The sequence below is a fragment of the Stenotrophomonas sp. STEN054 genome (assembly GCF_056854535.1).
On sequence record NZ_JBXFWG010000025.1, the window covers coordinates 42,386 to 61,651 of the forward strand.

Consider the following 19,266-nt stretch of genomic DNA (forward strand, 5'->3'; position numbering starts at 1 on the left):
CGCCGCCTCAGTAAGTGCGGCGCAGTTCCAGCGCGCCATCCTTGCGCGGCTGGCCAGCGATCGACCACCCCAGTTCCAGGGCAGACAGCAGTTCATGCGGATCGCCGGCACGGAAGCTGCCGCTCACGGCCAGGTCGGCGATGTCCGGGTCGGCAATCACCAGCGGCGTGCTGCCGTAACGGTTCATGCGCTCGACCACGATGGACAGGGGCGTGGCATCGAACACCAGCCGGCCCTCGGGCCAGGCTTCGGCCGCGGCGGTGGTGGCCAGCTGCGGGCCTGGCTGGATGCGGCCGGACGGCGACACCTGCAGCTGCTGGCCCGGGGCCAGCGTGTGCTGGGCGCTGCCGCTGGTCACTTCCACGGCGCCTTCCAGCAGCGCCACTTCCACCCGGCCATCGCTCAAGCGCTCGACCTGGAAGGTGGTACCGATGTCGCGGATGCTGCTGCCGCCGGCCTGCACCCGCAGCGGGCGCAGGGAGGCGGCCACCTGCAGCTGCATGCGGCCGCGTTCCAGTTCCAGTTCGCGCTTGCGCCAGCCGAAGCGGGCGCTCAGCGTGGTGCCGGCATCGAGTGTGGCCACGCTGCCATCGGCCAGCGTGCGCACCTGCGGCAGGTGGCTGGCGTTGGCGTAGCGCTGCGGGGTGGGGTTGCCGTCGGTGTAGAGCATCCAGCCGATGCCCACGGCCAGGCAGACACCGGCCGCCGCCGCCACCGATGGCAGCCAGCGCCGTGCAGGCGCGCGTGCGGCGCGGGCAGCGGCGGTGCGCAGCCACGGGTCGCCGGACAGGCCAGCGCTGCGCAGGTGCAGCTTCTCGGCCTGTGCCCAGGCGGTAACGTGGGAGGGGTGTTCGGCCAGCCAGTCCTCGAACGCGTCGCGCTCAATCGAGGTGCAGTCGGGGGCCTCCAGGCGGGCCACCCAGGCGCTTGCGCGCTCGAACAGCAACGTGTCATCCATGTATGCGTCGCGGGTCACTCACTCTCTCCATCAGTGTGGAGAGGATTGCTGCCCAGCTCCTTGCGCAGGCCCTGAAGGGCACGGGCGATGTGTTTTTCCACCGTCTTGGCGGTGATGCCGCAGTGCCGGGCGATCTGTGCATAGCTCATCCCGGTGATGCGGTTGAGCAGATACACCTCGCGGGCACGTTCGGGAAGCTTGAACAGTGCCTGTCGCAGCAGCGCGATCATCTGGCCGGATTCTGCCTGACGCAGCGGATCGGGAGAAGTGCCGTGCGGCTCATCGCCGCCGTCGCGTTCACCCAGTGGCAGGTGAACGCGCGCGTGTGGCGAACGCCCGCGGTCAGCCAGGCGGTTGCGGGCGATGCGGTACAGCAGCAGGCGCAGCTCGTCGGTGCCGTGGCCGCGGTAGCGGATCAGCCGCTCGATGCTGTCCTGCGCGATGTCCTCGGCATCCTCCGGGCCGACACCGCGCATGCGCAGGAAGGCGCACAGCGGCGCACGTTCCTCACGGATGAAGGTGATGAAGGCATCCGGAACCCCGGCCGGGTCCGGCGCGCGCTGGGGCAGGGGGGAGGGGGCGGACAGGGGGAAGGCCTCGAACGACAAACGCGTCATCGAGTTTTACAAGACGAAGACCGCGGGGGGAAGTGCGTGTCGTTTGCGACATGCCTGGATGAATGAGTTCAGATTTTCGCGTGCGACGCACTGGGGGTGTGCGGCGCGCTGCGGCGTTCTGCTTTCGTCCCGCGTGGTGCGGGTTGGAGAGAGAGACCGCAATGAAGCATTCGAAGTTGAGCCTGGCCCTGGCCGGCCTGGTGGGTATGGCAACGCTGGGCGCGATGGGTGACGCAGCGGCGATGAACTACCACGTGCAGGACGACCGCGTCGTTCTCAGTGGCGGGGTGACCTTCGCTGATGTCGTCGCGCTGCCGGCGCTGCTGGCCAAGGCGCAGGAAGAAGGCCGCCCGATCCGCGAAGTCGTGCTGCGCACCTCGAACGGTGGCGCGCTGATCGCCGGTGAGTGGCTGCAGGCCATCATCCGCACCCAGGGCCTGGACACCATCGTGTCTGGCCACTGCATTTCGTCGTGCTCGATCATGCAGTCCGGCGGCGTCAACCGTTACCTGGCCGGCGACCTGCCGGTGGTCGATTCGGTGCAGATCCATGCCGCCAGCAGCGGCGGCCGCATCACCTACAGCCCGTCGCCGCGCATGACCCAGATCTACACCGGCAACTACGGCGGCGGCATGGATGCCGGCCTGCTGCACAAGGCCATGTATGAAGTGGTGGCGCCGAACGGCCTGCTGGTGTTCCGCGACCCGTCGCGCACCAATGGCACTTCGGTCAGCTTCGACCCCGATGGCAGCGGCCGCAACCTGCAGCTCTTCCCGGGCCAGGACATCCGCAGCAACAACATCATCACCGAGGCCGGCTACCGCGACCCGGGCGATACCCTCACCGTCACCGGCAACGTCAGCGGTGACATCAACCCGGGCTACATGGCCACCGCACGCAAGCTGCAGGCGCTGGTGGATGATGACTTCGCGCGCTGGAACGACGACGAGTACGAGACCACCTACATCAACTATGCGGTGACCCTCTACAACCTCGCGTCCAACGGCCCGAATGGCGTTGGCCAGTTCTCGCTGCAGGACTACCTCAACAATCCGGGCAACCAGGCGTTCCTGCAGGGCCAGCTGCGCCTGGCCGATCTGGATGCCTCCGCGCTGGCCAACTCGGCCGGCGTGATCCGCGTTGCCAAGGGCGGCACCTGGCGCACCTCGGCCACCACGGGTGCTGATTTCATGCTGGTCGACGGCGGTACCCTCGCCCTGGAAGGCGGCGCACTGCGCGCACCGGAAGTGCGGGTGATGGCCGGCGGCCTGGTGGTCGGCCATGGCGACATCGCCTCGCTGGAAACCGACACCGATGCACTGCTCAACGCCACCGGTCCGTCGCTGCGCGAGGACGGCTTCAACCGACTGCGCGTGTACGGCACGCTGATGCCGCGCGGTGGCGACCTGGTCACCCACGGCTACGTCAACATCATGCCGGGCGGCAACGTGCTGTTCGATGTCACCGAAGCTGGTGGCAGTGCCGCTGGCCGCCTGCGCGTGGGCAGCTTCTTCGACGACGGCCAGAACGATGGCGCGCTGGTGATCTCGCCGGGTGCGCACCTGGAATTGAACGTCGCCCAAGGCTTCTACGCCGGCAACTACCAGCGTGAACTGGTCACCGGCCCGATCTACGAGGATGGCTTCGCCGATGCCGTCCGCCTGGGCGATACCGGCTACAGCGCCAGCATCACCGACAACGAAGTCTTCCGTCCGCGCCACAACTCGCTGCTCAGCTTCAACATCCACCAGAGCGAAGACGGCCTGTCGCTGACCGCCAACCCGGGCTTCGACCAGCTGGCACAGCTGACCGCCAGCAACGGCAACCAGAGCCTGGGCGTCGCCCTGGCCGCCGCAGGGGATCGCCAGGACGCGCGCCTGAAATCGCTGCTGGGCGCCCTGCAGTTTGCCGACCGCGATGTCATCGCCCAGCAGGCCGGTGCCCTGCGCGGTGACGCGCACGCCAGCCTGCGCCTGGCCGACAACGCCCTGCTGGGCAGCATCGGCAACGTCGTCACCCAGCACCAGGCCGGCCTGCGCAGTGGCAGCGGCGATGCCGGCGGCCTGGCTGCGCAGGCGGCACAGGCGGCGTCGGCACAGCCGGGCATGGCCAACGGCAGCCTGTTCAACCAGCTGGCCATGCACCTGGTGGAGCCGGCCGCGCAGGCGGTGGCCGGTTCGAGCGGCGTCAACTATGGCCCCGCTGAGCGCAACCACGGCTTCTGGGGCCGCGGCTTCGGCAGCCATGGCCGCATCGATGGCGACGGCGGCGTGGCCGGCCTGACCCACACCGTGGGCGGCATCGTGCTGGGTGCCGATACGCGCGTGGCCGATGACCGCGTCAGCCTGGGCGTGAGCGTGGCGGCGGCTGACATGTCGACCAAGGCCCGCGATGGCTCCGGCTTCACCGGTGACGTGCGCGCGCTGGATATCGGCGGTTACATCGATGCCACCTATGCGCGTCGCTACCTGTCTGCCGCCGTGCGTTACACCGACCTGCGCCACGACACCCGTCGCGGCATCGCCGGCATCGACGGCCTGGGCGATCCGCTGCGCGCCAAGTACAACAACGATGCGATCTCCGCGCGCCTGGAACATGGCTTCAGCTTCACCACCGGCAACGGCCTGGTGGTGCAGCCGCTGCTGCCGGTGGTGGATTACGCGCGCACCTCGGCCACGCGCTTCAATGAAGGGCAGGGCGCCGGCGCACTGGCCGGCCGTGGCGACAGCCTGGAAAGCATCCGCGTCGGTGCCGGCCTGCAGCTGTTCAAGACCTTCGACGGCAACAACGGCGAGCGCATCACCCCGCGCGCCCGCGTGGTCTGGCAGAAGGAACTGGGCGACACCCAGGCCCGCTACAGCACCGGCTTCGCCGCCGCCCCGGACCTGGTGTTCGGCAGCAGCAGCCAGACCCTGGGCGAACAGGTGCTGGCCTGGAACCTGGGCGTCACCAGCCGCGCCAGCGACCGCTTGTCGGTGATGGTCGACTACGTGGGTGAGCGCCGCGACGGCCAGGTGCAGAACGGCGTGATGCTGGGCCTCGGCTACGCGTTCTGAGTAAAGGGCACACCGGCGGCAGCATCGCCGCCGGTGCGCTATGGTCTGCGCAGGATTCCCGTGCAGGCCCGCCCATGCAGATTGCCGTGTTCAGCGCCCGTCCCTACGACCGCCGCTTCCTGGAAGAAGCCAACGCGCGCGACGGCGCCGGGCAGGGCTTCCAGTTCGTTCATTTCGACGCCGCACTGGATGTGCACACCGCGGCACTCGCGCAGGACTGCGCCGCCGTCTGCGTATTCGTCAACGACCGCCTCGATGCCCCCGTGCTGCAGGCGCTGCATGCACAGGGCGTGCGCGCCGTGCTGCTGCGCTGCGCCGGCTTCAACAACGTCGATCTGGCCGAGGCCGCGCGCCTGGGCCTGTTCGTCGCCCGCGTGCCGGCCTATTCGCCCGAGGCCGTGGCCGAACACGCGCTGGCGCTGGTGATGACCCTCAACCGCCACACCCACCGGGCCTACAACCGCGTGCGCGAAGGCAACTTCATGCTGGATGGCCTGCTGGGCCGCACCCTGCACGGGCGCACCGTGGGCATCGTCGGCACCGGCAAGATCGGCCTGGCGACTGCGCGCATCTTCCGTGGCATGGGCTGCACCGTGCTTGGCCATGACCCGTACCCGTCGCCGGACTTCGACGGGGTGGGGGAGAGCGTGGGGCTGGACGACCTGCTGGCGCGTGCGGACATCGTTTCGCTGCACTGCCCGCTGACGCCGGACACCCAGCACCTCATCAACGACGCCTCGCTGGCGCGGATGAAGCCTGGCGCGATGCTGGTCAACACCTCGCGCGGCGAGCTGGTGGATACCCACGCGGTGATCCGCGCGCTGAAATCGCGCCGGCTGGGCCACCTGGCCATCGACGTCTACGAGCAGGAAAGCGCGCTGTTCTTCCAGGATCTGTCCGGCGAGATCATCGACGACGAGGCCTTCCAGCGCCTGATGACCTTCCCCAACGTGCTGGTGACCGGCCACCAGGGCTTCTTCACCGTGGAGGCGCTGCAGGAGATCTCGGCCATCACCCTGGGCAACCTGGCCGATTTCGCCGCCGGGCGGGCATGTGCCAACCGGGTAGGGGCGGATTGACCAGCGGGGTGGGCTGCCCGTAAAATCGCCTGCTCAGCCGGAATAGCTCAGTTGGTAGAGCGGCGCATTCGTAATGCGTAGGTCGCAGGTTCGACTCCTGTTTCCGGCACCAGTTGCATGAAAAGCCCCGACCCAGGTCGGGGCTTTTTTGTGCTCTGGTAGCGCCGGGCCATGCCCGGCGGAATGCCGGCAACCCGTAGTGCCAGCCCACGGCTGGCAGTCCCCAGCTTCCGAATCTCGCGGCCTACTCACCCCCGGCTTCCCAGGCACTGACTGCCGCGCCCTGTTCCTGACCTGGAAACCGCACCCGGCCATTCCTGTGCTATGAATACCCAGCCTTGCTTCAAGGCTCTTTCAAGGATTGAAAAGATGCGCAGGTCAGGGGAACTGCATGCGGTGTATCGACGCGCTTCACAGAGCGTCCAAATCACATTCAAACACCGGCTGCCGCAATAGCCCCAGGGCCGGCCTGGTTCGCGCCATTTGCGCAGCAGCGGTGATGCATTGCAGATATGGCGGTCCTGGTGCGACTCGCAATGACGGTTTTGGCATCAATAAGGCCCGTTTGGTGACGTGATCAATAATCGTGCTATCAACGAAGGTAATCATTACCTGCGTAAGTCACAGTCGGGAATTGATACATCTGGCTTGGACGTCCGGCAAGTTGCTTCTCTTCAATTCGCGAATGAAGTGGCCTGGTCTGCAATCAACAAGGAAGAATAATGCACGCACTTCGGGGTTTCAGATTCATACTGATCGGCGCCGGTTTCTGCGGTCTGGCGCATGAATCCAAGGCTGCAGAGCCCTATCAGGAGTACAGCAAGCGTATCGAAGCGGCGCAGACGCTGACCGCGCTCAAGAGCGAGCTGATGGGGGACAGTGTCAGCGTCTACAACGGAGCAACGGACTTCTCCATCACCGACATCGAGCTTGCCGGTTCAGGTATGCCGGTTCGATTGGGCCGACGGTTATCGGTGGAGCTGACACCCGTTGGCCCGGGTGAGCCTATTGCCGCGCCGAAGCTGGCAGGACTCGGCAACTGGGATCTTGATGTACCTCATCTCTCCGCGACGTTCGACAGCGCCGTGGGTTGGCGGGGATTGGACTCCAGCGGCGGGCTGACCGATATGCGGTGTTCGGTTGCGGTTTCTCCCGTCATTTCTTTCAGCGGTTCGATCAGCATTTTCGACATCTTCCAGGGCGTGAGCATTCACCTGCCGGGGGAGGGGGATCGCCCCATGTTGCTGGCTGAAGCAGGCGTGCCGCTTCCCAGTGATGGCGTCGCCCGAAAATGGACCAGTCGCGAGCGCGATGCGTTCAGCTGCATACCCATGCAGGCGGGCATGGTTGGCGAAGGCTTTGCAATGCAGACGACAGATGGTCGTCGTTTTGAATTCAACTACGCGGTAGGCCGACCCGCCGGAACCATGCGCCAGTCGCGGGGCCCCATGAACCTTCCGGTGACCATTGCCCGTACCCGGATGTTCCTGCTTGCCACCAAGGTAACGGACCGGTTCGGGAATACGTTGAGCTACGGCTACAACGCACGCGGCAACCCAACCTCCATCGTGGCCGAGGATCGAAATGGCGAGATTCGGAGGATTGATCTGGTGTATCAGAACGATCGTCTGACCACCGCCTCCACCAACGGCCGGACGTGGACCTACGCGTATGACGGGGCGGGAAACCTTGCCTCGGTAACGCTGCCTGATGGCGCCATGTGGCAGTACGGCTATTCGGGAAATCTAAAGCCAGGGTTTGACTTCTGGGACGGCGATGCAGGCATTACGTGCGCCGGCGGCGCAGATCCGTTGCCGGCCAGCTACGAGGTTACGTCCCGGCATCCCTCGGGTGCGCTTGGAAGGTTCAGCTTCACCAATCTCCGGCACTACCGATCGGGTGTGCAGCGCAGCGAATGCGTACGCAAAGTGAACGGTCAGGAGCTTTACTACGTACTGCGCACTCCCAATCGGTTCGACGTAATGTCTCTGGTTGCCAAGGAGATCACCGGTCCAGGCATCGCACAACCGCTGCGGTGGACCTGGTCGTACACGCGCGATCCCCAGCCACTGTGGGGAACCGGCCAGCCTGTTGCCTACCCTTGCCAGACCTGTCCGACCAGCAAGGCGAACACGTTCAACAGGCCTGATGGCTCCAGGATCATCTACGACTACGGCTTCCTGTACGCGTGGAATGATGGGCAGTTGATGGGGTCCAGAACCTACGATGCGGGTGGGAACCTGCTGTCTTCGACTCGCTCTGAACTCATGACGGACGCACAGTTGGCCGGTCAGCCCTTCCACCCCAGCTACGGATTGAGCATCGGCGGCGATGACATCGGCACCTTGAAGGTAAGGCCGATGGCAAGTACCACGGTGACGCAGGACGGTACCGATTACCGATCCAACACCGACGCCTTCGACGTCTACGCTCGACCCACGCGCATCACCAAGGCAAGTCCCTGGCATTCTCGTACCGATGCAACGCAGTACTACGATGACCCCGGTCGCTGGCTGCTGGGGCAGGTTGGCACGGTAACCAACGTCAATACAGGAGCCGTGGTCTCCCAGACCAGCTACGATGCCAATGCCATGCCGTCGCAGTCGTGGGCGTTTGGAAAATTGCAGCAGTCGCTTACCTACCATGCCGACGGCACCGTTGCCACCATCAAGGATGGCAATGACAACACCACCACCTTGGCCAGCTGGAAGCGTGGGAGTCCACAGTCGATTACCTGGCCCGATGGGCAAGTGCTTTCGGCCGTCGTAGACGATAACGGATGGATCAGAGCAGTCACTGATGAAAACGGATTCTCCACGCAGTATGGCTACGATCCGATGGGTCGAATCTCCAGCATCACCTATCCGGCCGCCGATTCGGTCAATTGGAATGTCACGACCCAGACCTTCGCCCAGGTAGGTAGCGACGAGTATGGTCTCGGGCCCGGCCATTGGCGGCAGACCGTTGCCACAGGCAATGCGCGGCGAGAGACCTACCTGGACGCCTTGTGGCGGCCATTGGTCACCCGTGAATACGACACGGCTGATGTTGCAGGAACGCAGCGCTTCCACCGCTTTGCGTACGATGAGGAGGGGCGGCAGGTCTTTGCCTCATATCCGGGCGCCAGCGCCTCGCTTTCCACAGGGACGTGGAGTGTCTTCGACGCCCTGGGGCGGGTGACGTCGGTATCCCAGGACAGTGAGCTGGGCTTGCTGAGCACGGTTTCCCAGTACCTGCCAGGCAATCAGACGCGAACAACCAACCCGCGTGGCCAGGCCACACTTTCCGGCTATCAGGTGTTTGACCAGCCCAACTACGATGTCCCGGTCTGGATCCAGCACCCGGAGGGGGCCTACACCGAGATCAGTCGGGACCTGTTCGGCAAGCCGACAACCATCCGTCGACGCAACGCGGATGCCACGCTGACGGTGACCCGCGGCTATGTCTATGACGGCCATCAGCAGCTATGCAAAACCGTCGAACCGGAAACCGGCGCCACCGCTACCGGCTATGACGGCGCAGGCAATATCAGCTGGACTGCCTCCGGCCTTGAACTGCCCAGTACGTCGAGTTGCGATTCGCAGGCGGCCATCGATTCCGGGCGTCGCGCAGATCGCACCTACGATGCGCGCAATCGGTTGAAGACGCTGACCTTCCCGGACGGCAATGGCAACCAGACGTGGAGCTATTTCAATGACGGTAAGCCGTCCCAGGTGGTCACCAGCAATGATGGTGGCGCCAGCCAGGCGATAAATGCCTACAGCTACAACCGTCGGCGCCTGCTCACGGGCGAATCTGCGTCGCAGACCGGCTCTGCCACTTGGACGCTGGGCTACGGCTACGATGCCAACGGCGCAATGGCCAGCGTGTTGTACCCCAGTGGCCTGAGTATCGACTATGCGCCCAATGCTTTGGGCCAGCCATCACGTGCCGCAGGCTATGCCACAGGCATCAGCTACTACCCCAATGGGGGCATGCGTCAGTTCACCTATGGCAATGGTGTTGTCCACACCATGTCGCAGAATGCTCGGCAGCTTCCGGCACATATGAGCGATGGCGGCGTGCTCGACTACCGCACGTCGTACGATCCTGCCGGAAACGTGTCGCGCATTGAGGACGGTGTGAACGCCGGTCGACACCGCGACATGCGCTATGACGGGTTGGATAGGTTGGTGCAGACCGACTCGCCGGTGTTCGGCGGTGACGGCAGCATGCGTTACACCTACGACGTGCTCGATAACCTGCGCTCGGCAAAACTTGCGGGCATAAAGGAACACAATTACTGGTACGACGCACGCAATCGCATGAGCAACGTTCAGAACAACGCTGGTGCAACGGTCATGGGCTTGAGCTACGGCCCGCAGGGCAATCTGAGCGCAAAGAACGGGCAGGTATTCAATTTTGATTTTGGTAACCGTCTTCGCTCGGTGCAGGGCATTGATAGCTACCGCTACGATGCGCATGGTCGCCGTGTGGCGTCGACCAATGCGGCAGGCCTGACGATCCGGTCGATGTATGGTCAGGATGGTGTTCTTCGTCGGCAGGACGATGCACGCCTCGGGACGAACAGCGAGTACGTTCACCTCAATGGCAGTCTGTTGGCCAAGGTCGAGAACACTGTCGCCCCGGTTGTACCGACTGTGAACGCTCCGGCGTTCAGCAATACAGGCAACTACACGGTGAGCTGGAATGCCGTTGCCGCGGCCAGACGCTACGAGCTGCAGGAACGGCTCAACGGCGGTGGGTGGGCCGGTGTACAGGCCGGTGCAGGAGTGAGCTGGGCGACCAGTGGCAAGGCGGCGGGAACTTACGGCTACCGTGTGCGGGCGTGCATGGCCACTACCAACTGCAGCGCCTGGAGTGCCATTGCCAGCACGGTCGTGCAGCTTCCGCCCGCGCAGGCACCGTCGGTTTCGGCGCCTGCGCAGGCAGCCAATGGCAGTTACACGGTCAGCTGGTCCAATGTCGTGGGTGCCAGCAGGTATGAACTGCAGGAGCGCGTGGGCAGCAGTAACTGGCTTGCCGTCACTCCGACGACGACGCTCAATTCCATGCAGTATTCAGGGCGGCCTGCTGGCAGTTACGCGTACCGTGCGCGGGCGTGCAATGCCGCAGGTTGTGGTGCCTTCTCCGCCACTGCTTCGGTGGTGTCCGTATGGCCGCCGGGCACCGCGCCGGCACTGTCTGCGCCTGCGTCGGGATTGAATGGCAACTACACCATCACGTGGTCGACCGTGGCGGGTGCGAACAAGTACAGCGTCGAGGAGTTGCCGAATGGTGGGAGCTGGAGCGTGCACAGCGAAGTGGCGTCCAGCAGCTTGTCGTTCTCGGGCAAGCCGACAGGAAACTACAGCTACCGCGTTCGTGCCGGCAACAACGCTGGGTGGAGTGCTGTCTACTCGAACACCGTATCGGTCGCTTCGCTGCAGCCCCCGTCCTCAACCGTTGTCAGTGCCCCACAGGCCAGCAGTACCGGCACTTTCACTGTCAGCTGGAATGGAGTGCCCCTGGCGACGGAGTACCGGCTGGAGCAGAGTGCCAACGGCGGTGGCTGGGGTGAGATCCAGCGGGACGGCTCGACCCAGCGAAGCATCAGCCAAGGCGCCGACGGTAATTACGCCTACCGTGTCCTGGCCTGCAATGCAGCAGGTTGCAGTGGCTATTCCAACGAGGTATCCACGCGGGTCACGCTGCCACCTGGCACGCCGAGCATCACCTTCAATACCAAGTACCAGACCGCAACCCGCCCGATACGCATCCAATGCACTGTCAGCTGGAGTGCCGTTCCCGGTGCGGCGACCTATGAACTGCTCAAGGATGGAAGCGTCACCGCTTACAGCGGGCCGTTGACCAGCGTCAGCTCCAGTAACCAGAACTACTGCGCCACCTCGCACCAGGTGAGGGCGTGCAACGCGGCCGGTTGTTCGGCTTGGTCGAATCCCCCTTCCGTCCAGCAACTGGTCATCGGAGATAACCAATGAAGGAGCATGGTGCAGCAGGCGTGGCAGGCTTTGTGACCCGACTGCGTGATGGGTGGGCTGCCAGGAAGGTGTGGTGGGCTTGGGCACTGGTATTGCTTGCATTGGGCCAGGTCTCCAATGTCAGTGCCCAGACGGTCACCTACTTTCACACGGACCCGTTGGGCTCGGTTGTGGCCGAGACCGATGCCAGTGGTAATGTGATCAAGCGTTATGACTACGAGCCCTATGGAGCCGTGGTGGGTGGTCAGGTCACCGATGGGCCGGGGTACACCGGGCATGTGAGTGATGCGGCAACCGGCCTGAGCTACATGCAGCAGCGCTACATGGATCCGCAGCTTGGGATGTTCCTGTCGGTGGACCCGGTCACGGCGTATGACCAGCCGGTTGGGCAATTCAACCGGTATCGGTATGCGAACGGGAATCCGTACAAGTTCACGGATCCGGATGGGCGCAGTGCAACGCTCGCGGCGCCTTTCGTGTTGATACCCATATTCGTCGCGACAGGCTACTATGCGATGACTACTCCTCAGCAGCGTGAGAAGGCGGGCGAAGCCCTCATACAAGGGGTAAAAGGTCTATTTCAGAAGAATGAGGCAGGCGGCTCAGACGCAGCAGGAGCTGGTGATGGCGGTTCCAGTTCTCCGGCCCTCCCCGTTGATCTCGTGGGTGATCAGAGTAGCCCATTGGCAGGACCAAATAGGAATGGTACCCGCCACACTAGCGGAAATCTGAGGCCGGAGTCCGGGGGTACAGGCAACTACGACGAGGATCTCAAGACCCTTGCAGGCGATACCAGGCCCGCAGTTCGCGGGGATAGCGCTCCTCCTGGGGCGCAGATCGGAGCGAATGGCGTGTTTGGTCGCGAGACCAATAGCTCGGGCGGCAAAAGTATCGATATTCCTGCAAATGGTGACAAGCCACATGAAACCCTACACTACGATTGAAGTACTTCCGGACGGCACGCGTTATTTGCCGATGCAGTGGAATGGTGCGAAGCCGAGTGAAGTGGCTCAGCTGCTCCAAGGGCGTCGGCTTCTGGCTTGCAGGTTTCCCGCTACGCAGACAGCGAACCTAGCTTGGCAAGTAGTCTTTAGCTTTGACTCCAATGTGTCTCTTGAAGTGACATCGTCCAGTACCGTTGTTCAAGGATGGGACGAATTTGGAACCATTAATGTTGAGATCTTGTCGAGTGCTCTGACTGAATCGGCATGTGAGTGGGTCACTCTAGAGCTTTCGGAAGCACTTGACGTTACGTCTGTTGAAGTCGTTCGTTGGCAAGGTGCTGGATTGCTCGTTGACTCTGGTATTCGCCTGCACTTCTCTGATGACCGTATCCTCTCAGTCGTTGCGGTGGACGTGCCGGGTGCACTGCTCTTGACTTTGCCAGGAGATGTAGCCCCCTGGTCGTGGCAATTTCCGGCAAATGACTACGTCTACGTATCGATTGAAGAGGTGGGCTGACTCTTTCACTGGGTATGCCCAATCGTCTCAGTCATGTCTGCCGCTCGACAATGCGTAGGTCGCACGTTCGACTCCTGTTTCCGTCACCAGTTGTAGAAAAGGCCCGGCCTTGGTCGTAATGCTGTTCACTTAAGCGGTGCAGCCTTGCGATCTACCGGATAGCGCGTCTTGGAAATCTTCACCGTCCTCGGCGTTGTCGGCCGGGGACGGTGTTCCAGGAATAGGCTGGCAACTCCTGACCGCAGTTGGGACAAGCGCCTCCCGGTAGCCGATGCCGGTTGCGCCGCAGCCATCACGATCAGCTGTGCCGCAATGTAGTGGCAGGCAGGTTTGAAGCGTATTTCCGAGGGCGCGCGGCCGTAGGCAACCGCCGCTTGGCTCGCCTCGCGGCGGATGATATTGTACGCCAGCAGCAGGCTCCAGACTTCCTGATACACCAGCTGGATGGTCTTGCTGCGCAGCAGGTTGGCGGCCTTCCAGGCATCGGCCACGCTGTCGATCCAGGCCCACGCCGCGCACACTTCGTCGTCGCGCACGAACAGGGTGTGGTTGTCACTGCATTTCGCTGCATCGAGCTTTTAAGATCGCGGAAGCCCAGTTCGATTTCCCAGCGCTCCTGGTAGAGCTCGGCTACGGCCTTTGTGCTGTCACGTGGTCGACCGTTGCGAGTGCGAATAAATACAGCGTCGAGGAGCTGCCGAATGGTGGAAGCTGGAGCGTGCACAGCGAACTGGCGTCCAGCAGCTTGTCGTTCTCGGGCAAGCCGACAGGAAACTACAGTTACCGGGTTCGTGCCGGCAACGACGCTGGGTGGAGTGCTGTCTACTCGAACACCGTATCGGTCGCTTCGCTGCAGCCGCCTTCCTCAACCGTTGTCAGTGCCCCACAGGCCAGCAGTACCGGCAATTTCACTGTCAGCTGGAATGGAGTGCCCTTGGCGACGGAGTACCGGCTGGAGCAGAGTGCCAACGGCGGTGGCTGGGGTGAGATACAGCGGGACGGCTCGACCCAGCGAAGCATCAGCCAAGGCGCCGACGGTACTTACGCCTATCGGGTCCTGGCCTGCAATGCAGCAGGTTGCAGTGGCTATTCCAACGAGGTATCCACGCGGGTCACGCTGCCGCCCGGCACGCCGAGTATCACCTTCAACACTAAGTACCAGACCGCAACCCGCCCGATACGCATCCAGTGCACTGTCAGCTGGAGTGCCGTTCCTGGTGCGGCAACCTATGAACTGCTCAAGGATGGAAGTGTCACCGCCTATAGCGGGCCGCTGACGAACGTCAGCTCCAGTAACCAGAACTATTGCGCCACCTCGCACCAGGTGAGGGCGTGCAACGCGGCCGGCTGTTCGGCTTGGTCGAATCCCCCTTCCGTCCAGCAACTGGTCATCGGAGACAACCAATGAAGGAACATGGTGCAGCAGGCGTGGCAGGCTTGGTTACCCGACTGCGTGGTGGGTGGGCTGCCAGGAAGGTGTGGTGGGCTTGGGCACTGCTATTGCTTGCATTGGGCCAGGTCTCCAATGTCAGTGCCCAGACGGTCACCTACTTTCACACGGACCCGTTGGGCTCGGTTGTGGCCGAGACCGATGCCAGTGGTAATGTAATCAAGCGTTATGACTACGAGCCCTACGGAGCCGTGGTGGGTGGTCAGGTCACGGATGGGCCGGGGTACACCGGGCATGTGAGTGATGCGGCTACTGGGCTGAGCTACATGCAGCAGCGTTACATGGATCCGCAGCTGGGGGTGTTCCTGTCGGTGGATCCGTTGACGGCGTATGAGCAGCCGGTGGGTCAGTTCAATCGGTATCGGTATGCGAACGGGAATCCGTACAAGTTCATTGATCCTGATGGACGCATTGTCGAGACCGTATGGGACGTTGCGAACATTGCGATGGGCGCGACCAGTGCCTACTCGAACTTTAGCCAAGGTAATGTGGGGCAGGTATTGTCGACTCAATCGGCGTGGCGATTGATGCGACGGCAGCTGCAGTGCCCTTTGTTCCCGGAGGCGCGGGTACGGCAATCAAGGCAGCCAGGGGACTTGAGAAGGCTGTTGACGGTGCGCGCACAGCTGAAAAGCTCGGCGACGCGGGCAAGATGGTTGGAAATCTTCCAAAGCCACCCACGGGCCCGGGGGCAGTTCCAGTAGCACAACGAGACCCGCAGCGGTTGTTCACTGATTCCGCACGAGAATCCAAGCGAGCTGAACAAGGTGGAAAGTGCGCGACGGGCTGCGGGACGTAAATTGATCGGAGTAATTCCGCCGGGCATCATATCGAGCGACACGCCGACGGTGGTCCTACAACTTCCTCCAATCATGCCGAGGTCTGTTTGGACTGCCACAAGCAATTGCACGGGAGAGATTAGCAATGAATGAGACGATCATAGCTAAAGATGGTGAGAACGAGACTGCGGTGCCGCAAGCTTGGCGGCCCACGCTCGCAGCCATCGTTGATGCTCTGATTCAAGGTGGCGAACCATCGCTACCGCAGATAACCCTTCAGGCCCCAGATGTGTGGGCAAGCGCGCTAGAGAACATTCGCGCGTATGGCGCACACTTGAAAAGGCTGCCAGATGATTCCTGGAACTCTTCCGTCTGCATCTGGTATGGAGATTTTTGGAATGTTCTGGTTGATCTTTACACAGAAGAAGAGGGGCGGAGTGATCTAGTACTTCAGGCTCACGTGTACGAAGTTGGTGATGGGTATCGATACGAGGTGATTTTGGTATACGTGCCGTAGAACCTGAAGGTCTGTTCGAATTTCATCGGTTTTCAAATTAAGTGGTGACTTAATTGGCGGCTACATGGGGCGGGGCTGTGCACTGCGGACGATCCGCATCCAAACATGGCCTTGCATCCTGTCCTAAGTTGGCCTTATCGCCACTTACGGACGCTCCGCCCAATGTCATCCGCCCTCACCAAGCGCATCGTTCTCACAGCAGAACCCCGTGATCGCCCCTATGAGCTTAGGGACGCTCAGGTTCGCGGCCTGATCCTGCGTGTGCAGCCTTCAGGGCATAAGGATTGGATCGTGACCTGGGCGCACGGTAAGCGTCGCACCTTGGGGTCGGTCGAACATCTGGCGCTTGATCAGGCTCGTGACCAAGCCCGGCAAGCGGTCGCTGAATACGTTCAGTCCGGATTGCCGGCACTCGCAAAGTCCAAGCCCACTAGCTGCACGCTCGAAACACTGCTCAACGAGCATTTCGAGCCTTGGGCCGTCACCGAACTCAAGGGCGGTCGTCAGTACCCAGACCGCAGAACGGCAGTCAACAATTGTTCGACGAGATGACTTAGGACCTAAAAGATGACGCCCAAAGAACAAGTCGAGAGAATACTCGAAGACATTTTGAATTTCGCCAGAAAGATGCTTGTAGAGCATGGTGAGTTTCACCCATTTGGAGTTTACCTTGCCTTTACTGGAGATATGGTGCATACAGGCGTCAAGATGAATGGTGGAGGCGCCGCAGGTCGGATGAGGATGCTTCAGGTGGCGCTGCAGGAGCGGAAGGATTGTGCGACCGCATACGGCATAGCTTCCAATGTGTGGTTGCCGCAGAATGATGACTCTGGTCTCGATGCGGTTAAGGTGTTCTTGGAGCATCGGGATGGGTATTGCGCAGAAGTGTTCTGCCCGTATGACCTTTCCAAGAGTGATCCGCTGATAGTTTCGGAAATTTTTGCTCAAGAAGGCGATCCAGTCTTCTTCTCCCGCTCGCCCGCTGACGATGAGAGGTGTTGAGTCTGCCCGCTGAATGCCTAGTACCGCCGTTCGATAGCTGAGTCGTTGTGGCGTAGGTCGCAGGTTCGATTGCTGTCTCCGGCTGGCGTCCAGCAGCTTGTCGTTCTCGGGCAAGCCGTCAGGAAACTACAGCTACCGCGTTCGTGCCGGCAACGACGCTGGGTGGAGTACTGTCTACTCGAACACTGTATCGGTCGCTTCGCTGCAGCCCCCGCCCTCAACCGTTGTCAGTGCCCCACAGGCCATCAGTACCGGCAATTTCACCGTCAGCTGGAATGGAGTGCCCCTGGCGACGGAGTACCGGCTGGAGCAGAGTGCCAACGGCGGTGGCTGGGGTGAGATACAGCGGGACGGCTCGACCCAGCGCAACGTCAGTCAAGGCGCCGACGGCAATTACGCCTATCGGGTCCTGGCCTGCAATGCAGCAGGTTGCAGTGGCTACTCCAACGAGGTATCCACGCGGGTCACCCTGCCGCCCGGCACGCCGAGTATCACCTTTAATACCAAGTACCAGACCGCAACGCGCCCGATACGCATCCAGTGCACTGTCAGGTGGAGTGCCCTACCCGGTGCGGCGACTTATGAACTGCTCAAGGATGGAAGCGTCACCGCTTACAGCGGGCCGTTGACCAGCGTCAGCTCCAGTAACCAGAACTACTGCGCCACCTCGCACCAGGTGAGGGCGTGCAACGCGGCCGGCTGTTCGGCTTGGTCGAATCCCCCTTCCGTCCAGCAACTGGTCATCGGAGACAACCAATGAAGGAACATGGTGCAGCAGGCGTGGCAGGCTTGGTTACCCGACTGCGTGGTGGTTGGGCTGCCAGGAGGGCGTGGTGGGCTTGGGCACTGGTATTGCTGGCATTGGGCCAGGTCTCCAATGTCAGTGCCCAGACAGTCACCTACTTTCACACGGACCCGTTGGGCTCGGTTGTGGCCGAGACCGATGCCAGTGGTAATGTAATCAAGCGTTATGACTAAGAGCCCTATGGCGCCGTGGTGGGTGGTCAGGTCACCGATGGGCCGGGGTACACCGGGCATGTGAGTGATGCGGCAACCGGCCTGAGCTACATGCAGCAGCGGTACATGGATCCACAATTGGGCGTGTTCCTGTCGGTGGATCCGGTGACGGCTTATGAGAATCCTGTCGGGATGTTCAACCACTATCGTTACGCTGCGAGCAACCCTTACAGGTTCAAGGACCCTGACGGCCGCTGCTATACAAGCACGGGGGCGTGCATGACGGAGGCTGAGTTTGAACAGGCGTGGAAAGGGGAGCCAAGTCGGGTCCTGAACACGATCGGAAGCCCGTTGGGGACTGTTGCAGACGCCTTGAATGGCGACTTCAAGGGCATGATTGTGGGCGCGGTGATGTCCCGTGCCCCGGGTGGAAAGAGCGGGGTTAAGGCGGCAGGGTTCTTTGTCCGATTTGGAAAGGGCGCAGAAAGCGCTGAGTCGCTTGCAGCTCAAGCCGTCAAGGCGGAGAAGGCCGGGTTCCCCCATGGGGTTTCGGTCAAAGCGCAGGAGAGGGTGGGTGCGGCAGACAGAATGAAACACCGGGTTGCCGATCAGACGGAGGCAAAGGGTGCGTTCAATACACCTCAAACCGGGAACAATCCGAACCACCATACTGTGGAACTTCCCAAGCCAGTAACGGAGAAAGTGGCTCAAAAGTTCAATGAGGTTTACAAATGAAGATCGACTTGATTGTGGAATGGTACGACGGTGAGTTGCAGCAAGTCATGGAAGATGGTGGTCGATACTTCTACGCAATCTGTGTGGAGGCGGATTTCAGCAAACCCTTGCAGGATAGAGTCTACTTCGTGATCAATATTATTGCGCAGGAAAGGCATATTATTAAGCGATTTATCGCTGATGCAGATATGGATGGCCTTGATCGTCTGCTGCGCGATGAATTGTACGGTCGCCGAGGTGCGATTTTCTTGGGTTGCCCAAACGATTGGAGGGTGGAGTCGGCTGATTTCAGCATTGATCCAGCACCCTATCTTAAATTCTTCGCGTTTCCAGTCGTCGACGTGCTGGCGGCCTGAATCTATGGATGGTGGCATCGTTATGGGTAATTTCCGCCCCGCTGGTCGACTAAGGCAGCGGCACATTGACCCGCAGTTGGGGGTGTCCCTGTCGGTTGATCAGGTGACGGCGTATCAGAAGCCGGTTGAGTAGTACCGCCAGTAAGCTTTTTTCAAGATTCTCGTGGGAGTGATTCAGGGATGAAGGCAGATCACCGGACTGTACTGTGAATCGCCCAGGGTTCCGTAGACACCTCGCAGCCATAAACTATGGCTTAGGCGGAGGTGATTATGAGCACGAAGCGGTACACCGATGAGTTCAAGATCGAGGCGGTCCGA

The 19,266-nt window shown here is 61.9% G+C and carries 16 protein-coding genes, 1 tRNA gene and 1 pseudogene; 15 read left to right on the forward strand and 3 right to left on the reverse strand.

Translation table 11 applies throughout. The annotated features are described in order from the left end of the window. Positions 1 to 7 precede the first annotated feature (7 nt). Complete coding sequence (locus tag AC1VXD_RS11740; RefSeq protein WP_482992195.1) at positions 8 to 958, reverse strand: FecR family protein; 951 nt, start codon at positions 956 to 958, stop codon at positions 8 to 10. A 14-nt stretch (positions 959 to 972) separates the two neighbouring features. Continuing rightward, positions 973 to 1,434, reverse strand: a complete 462-nt coding sequence (locus tag AC1VXD_RS11745; protein WP_482992196.1) for an RNA polymerase sigma factor — start codon at positions 1,432 to 1,434, stop codon at positions 973 to 975. Between the two features lie 302 nt (positions 1,435 to 1,736). Here AC1VXD_RS11745 and AC1VXD_RS11750 point away from each other — a divergent pair, with 302 nt between their 5' ends. From AC1VXD_RS11750 to AC1VXD_RS11775, 6 genes are all read left to right on the forward strand, one after another. Further along, positions 1,737 to 4,631, forward strand: a complete 2,895-nt coding sequence (locus AC1VXD_RS11750; protein ID WP_482992181.1) for an autotransporter domain-containing protein — start codon at positions 1,737 to 1,739, stop codon at positions 4,629 to 4,631. 74 nt (positions 4,632 to 4,705) lie between these two features. Then, entirely contained in the window at positions 4,706 to 5,710 is a 1,005-nt protein-coding gene (locus tag AC1VXD_RS11755) for a 2-hydroxyacid dehydrogenase (protein WP_482992182.1), read from the forward strand. Between the two features lie 36 nt (positions 5,711 to 5,746). Further along, positions 5,747 to 5,822 (forward strand) — tRNA-Thr (locus tag AC1VXD_RS11760). Positions 5,823 to 6,432: 610 nt separating this feature from the next. Then, on the forward strand, positions 6,433 to 11,691 hold the full coding sequence (locus AC1VXD_RS11765) for an RHS repeat protein (RefSeq protein ID WP_482992183.1): 5,259 nt from the start codon (positions 6,433 to 6,435) through the stop codon (positions 11,689 to 11,691). Further along, complete coding sequence (locus AC1VXD_RS11770) at positions 11,688 to 12,635, forward strand: RHS repeat-associated core domain-containing protein (protein WP_482992184.1); 948 nt, start codon at positions 11,688 to 11,690, stop codon at positions 12,633 to 12,635. Before AC1VXD_RS11765 ends, AC1VXD_RS11770 begins: the two co-directional genes overlap by 4 nt. Continuing rightward, entirely contained in the window at positions 12,613 to 13,152 is a 540-nt protein-coding gene (locus AC1VXD_RS11775; protein WP_482992185.1) for a hypothetical protein, read from the forward strand. The genes AC1VXD_RS11770 and AC1VXD_RS11775 overlap by 23 nt, the downstream gene beginning before the upstream one ends. 125 nt (positions 13,153 to 13,277) lie before the next feature. Here the strand turns inward: AC1VXD_RS11775 and AC1VXD_RS11780 are convergent. Continuing rightward, a pseudogene (locus AC1VXD_RS11780) lies at positions 13,278 to 13,798 on the reverse strand (transposase); the annotation flags it as partial. A 72-nt stretch (positions 13,799 to 13,870) separates the two neighbouring features. Here AC1VXD_RS11780 and AC1VXD_RS11785 point away from each other — a divergent pair. The 9 genes from AC1VXD_RS11785 (at position 13,871) to AC1VXD_RS11825 (ending at position 18,948) form a co-directional block, all read left to right on the forward strand. Further along, complete coding sequence (locus AC1VXD_RS11785; RefSeq protein ID WP_482992186.1) at positions 13,871 to 14,560, forward strand: hypothetical protein; 690 nt, start codon at positions 13,871 to 13,873, stop codon at positions 14,558 to 14,560. Beyond that, positions 14,557 to 15,306, forward strand: a complete 750-nt coding sequence (locus tag AC1VXD_RS11790) for an RHS repeat-associated core domain-containing protein (protein ID WP_482992187.1) — start codon at positions 14,557 to 14,559, stop codon at positions 15,304 to 15,306. Before AC1VXD_RS11785 ends, AC1VXD_RS11790 begins: the two co-directional genes overlap by 4 nt. Before the next feature lie 95 nt (positions 15,307 to 15,401). Next, the gene (locus tag AC1VXD_RS11795; protein ID WP_482992197.1) at positions 15,402 to 15,524 is read left to right on the forward strand and encodes an HNH endonuclease; all 123 of its coding nucleotides are present in this window, start codon (positions 15,402 to 15,404) and stop codon (positions 15,522 to 15,524) included. Positions 15,525 to 15,526: 2 nt separating this feature from the next. Beyond that, on the forward strand, positions 15,527 to 15,898 hold the full coding sequence (locus AC1VXD_RS11800) for a DUF7668 domain-containing protein (RefSeq protein ID WP_482992188.1): 372 nt from the start codon (positions 15,527 to 15,529) through the stop codon (positions 15,896 to 15,898). A gap of 162 nt (positions 15,899 to 16,060) precedes the next feature. Beyond that, entirely contained in the window at positions 16,061 to 16,450 is a 390-nt protein-coding gene (locus AC1VXD_RS11805) for an Arm DNA-binding domain-containing protein (protein WP_482992189.1), read from the forward strand. A 15-nt stretch (positions 16,451 to 16,465) separates the two neighbouring features. Then, positions 16,466 to 16,900, forward strand: coding sequence for a hypothetical protein (locus AC1VXD_RS11810; RefSeq protein WP_482992190.1), 435 nt, complete (start codon positions 16,466 to 16,468; stop codon positions 16,898 to 16,900). A 97-nt stretch (positions 16,901 to 16,997) separates the two neighbouring features. Then, positions 16,998 to 17,660 (forward strand): hypothetical protein, encoded by a 663-nt coding sequence (locus AC1VXD_RS11815; RefSeq protein ID WP_482992191.1) that lies wholly within the window; start codon positions 16,998 to 17,000, stop codon positions 17,658 to 17,660. Positions 17,661 to 17,893: 233 nt separating this feature from the next. Next, entirely contained in the window at positions 17,894 to 18,592 is a 699-nt protein-coding gene (locus AC1VXD_RS11820) for an RHS repeat-associated core domain-containing protein (RefSeq protein WP_482992192.1), read from the forward strand. After that, the gene (locus tag AC1VXD_RS11825) at positions 18,589 to 18,948 is read left to right on the forward strand and encodes a hypothetical protein (RefSeq protein WP_482992193.1); all 360 of its coding nucleotides are present in this window, start codon (positions 18,589 to 18,591) and stop codon (positions 18,946 to 18,948) included. Before AC1VXD_RS11820 ends, AC1VXD_RS11825 begins: the two co-directional genes overlap by 4 nt. Positions 18,949 to 19,266: the final 318 nt, after the last annotated feature.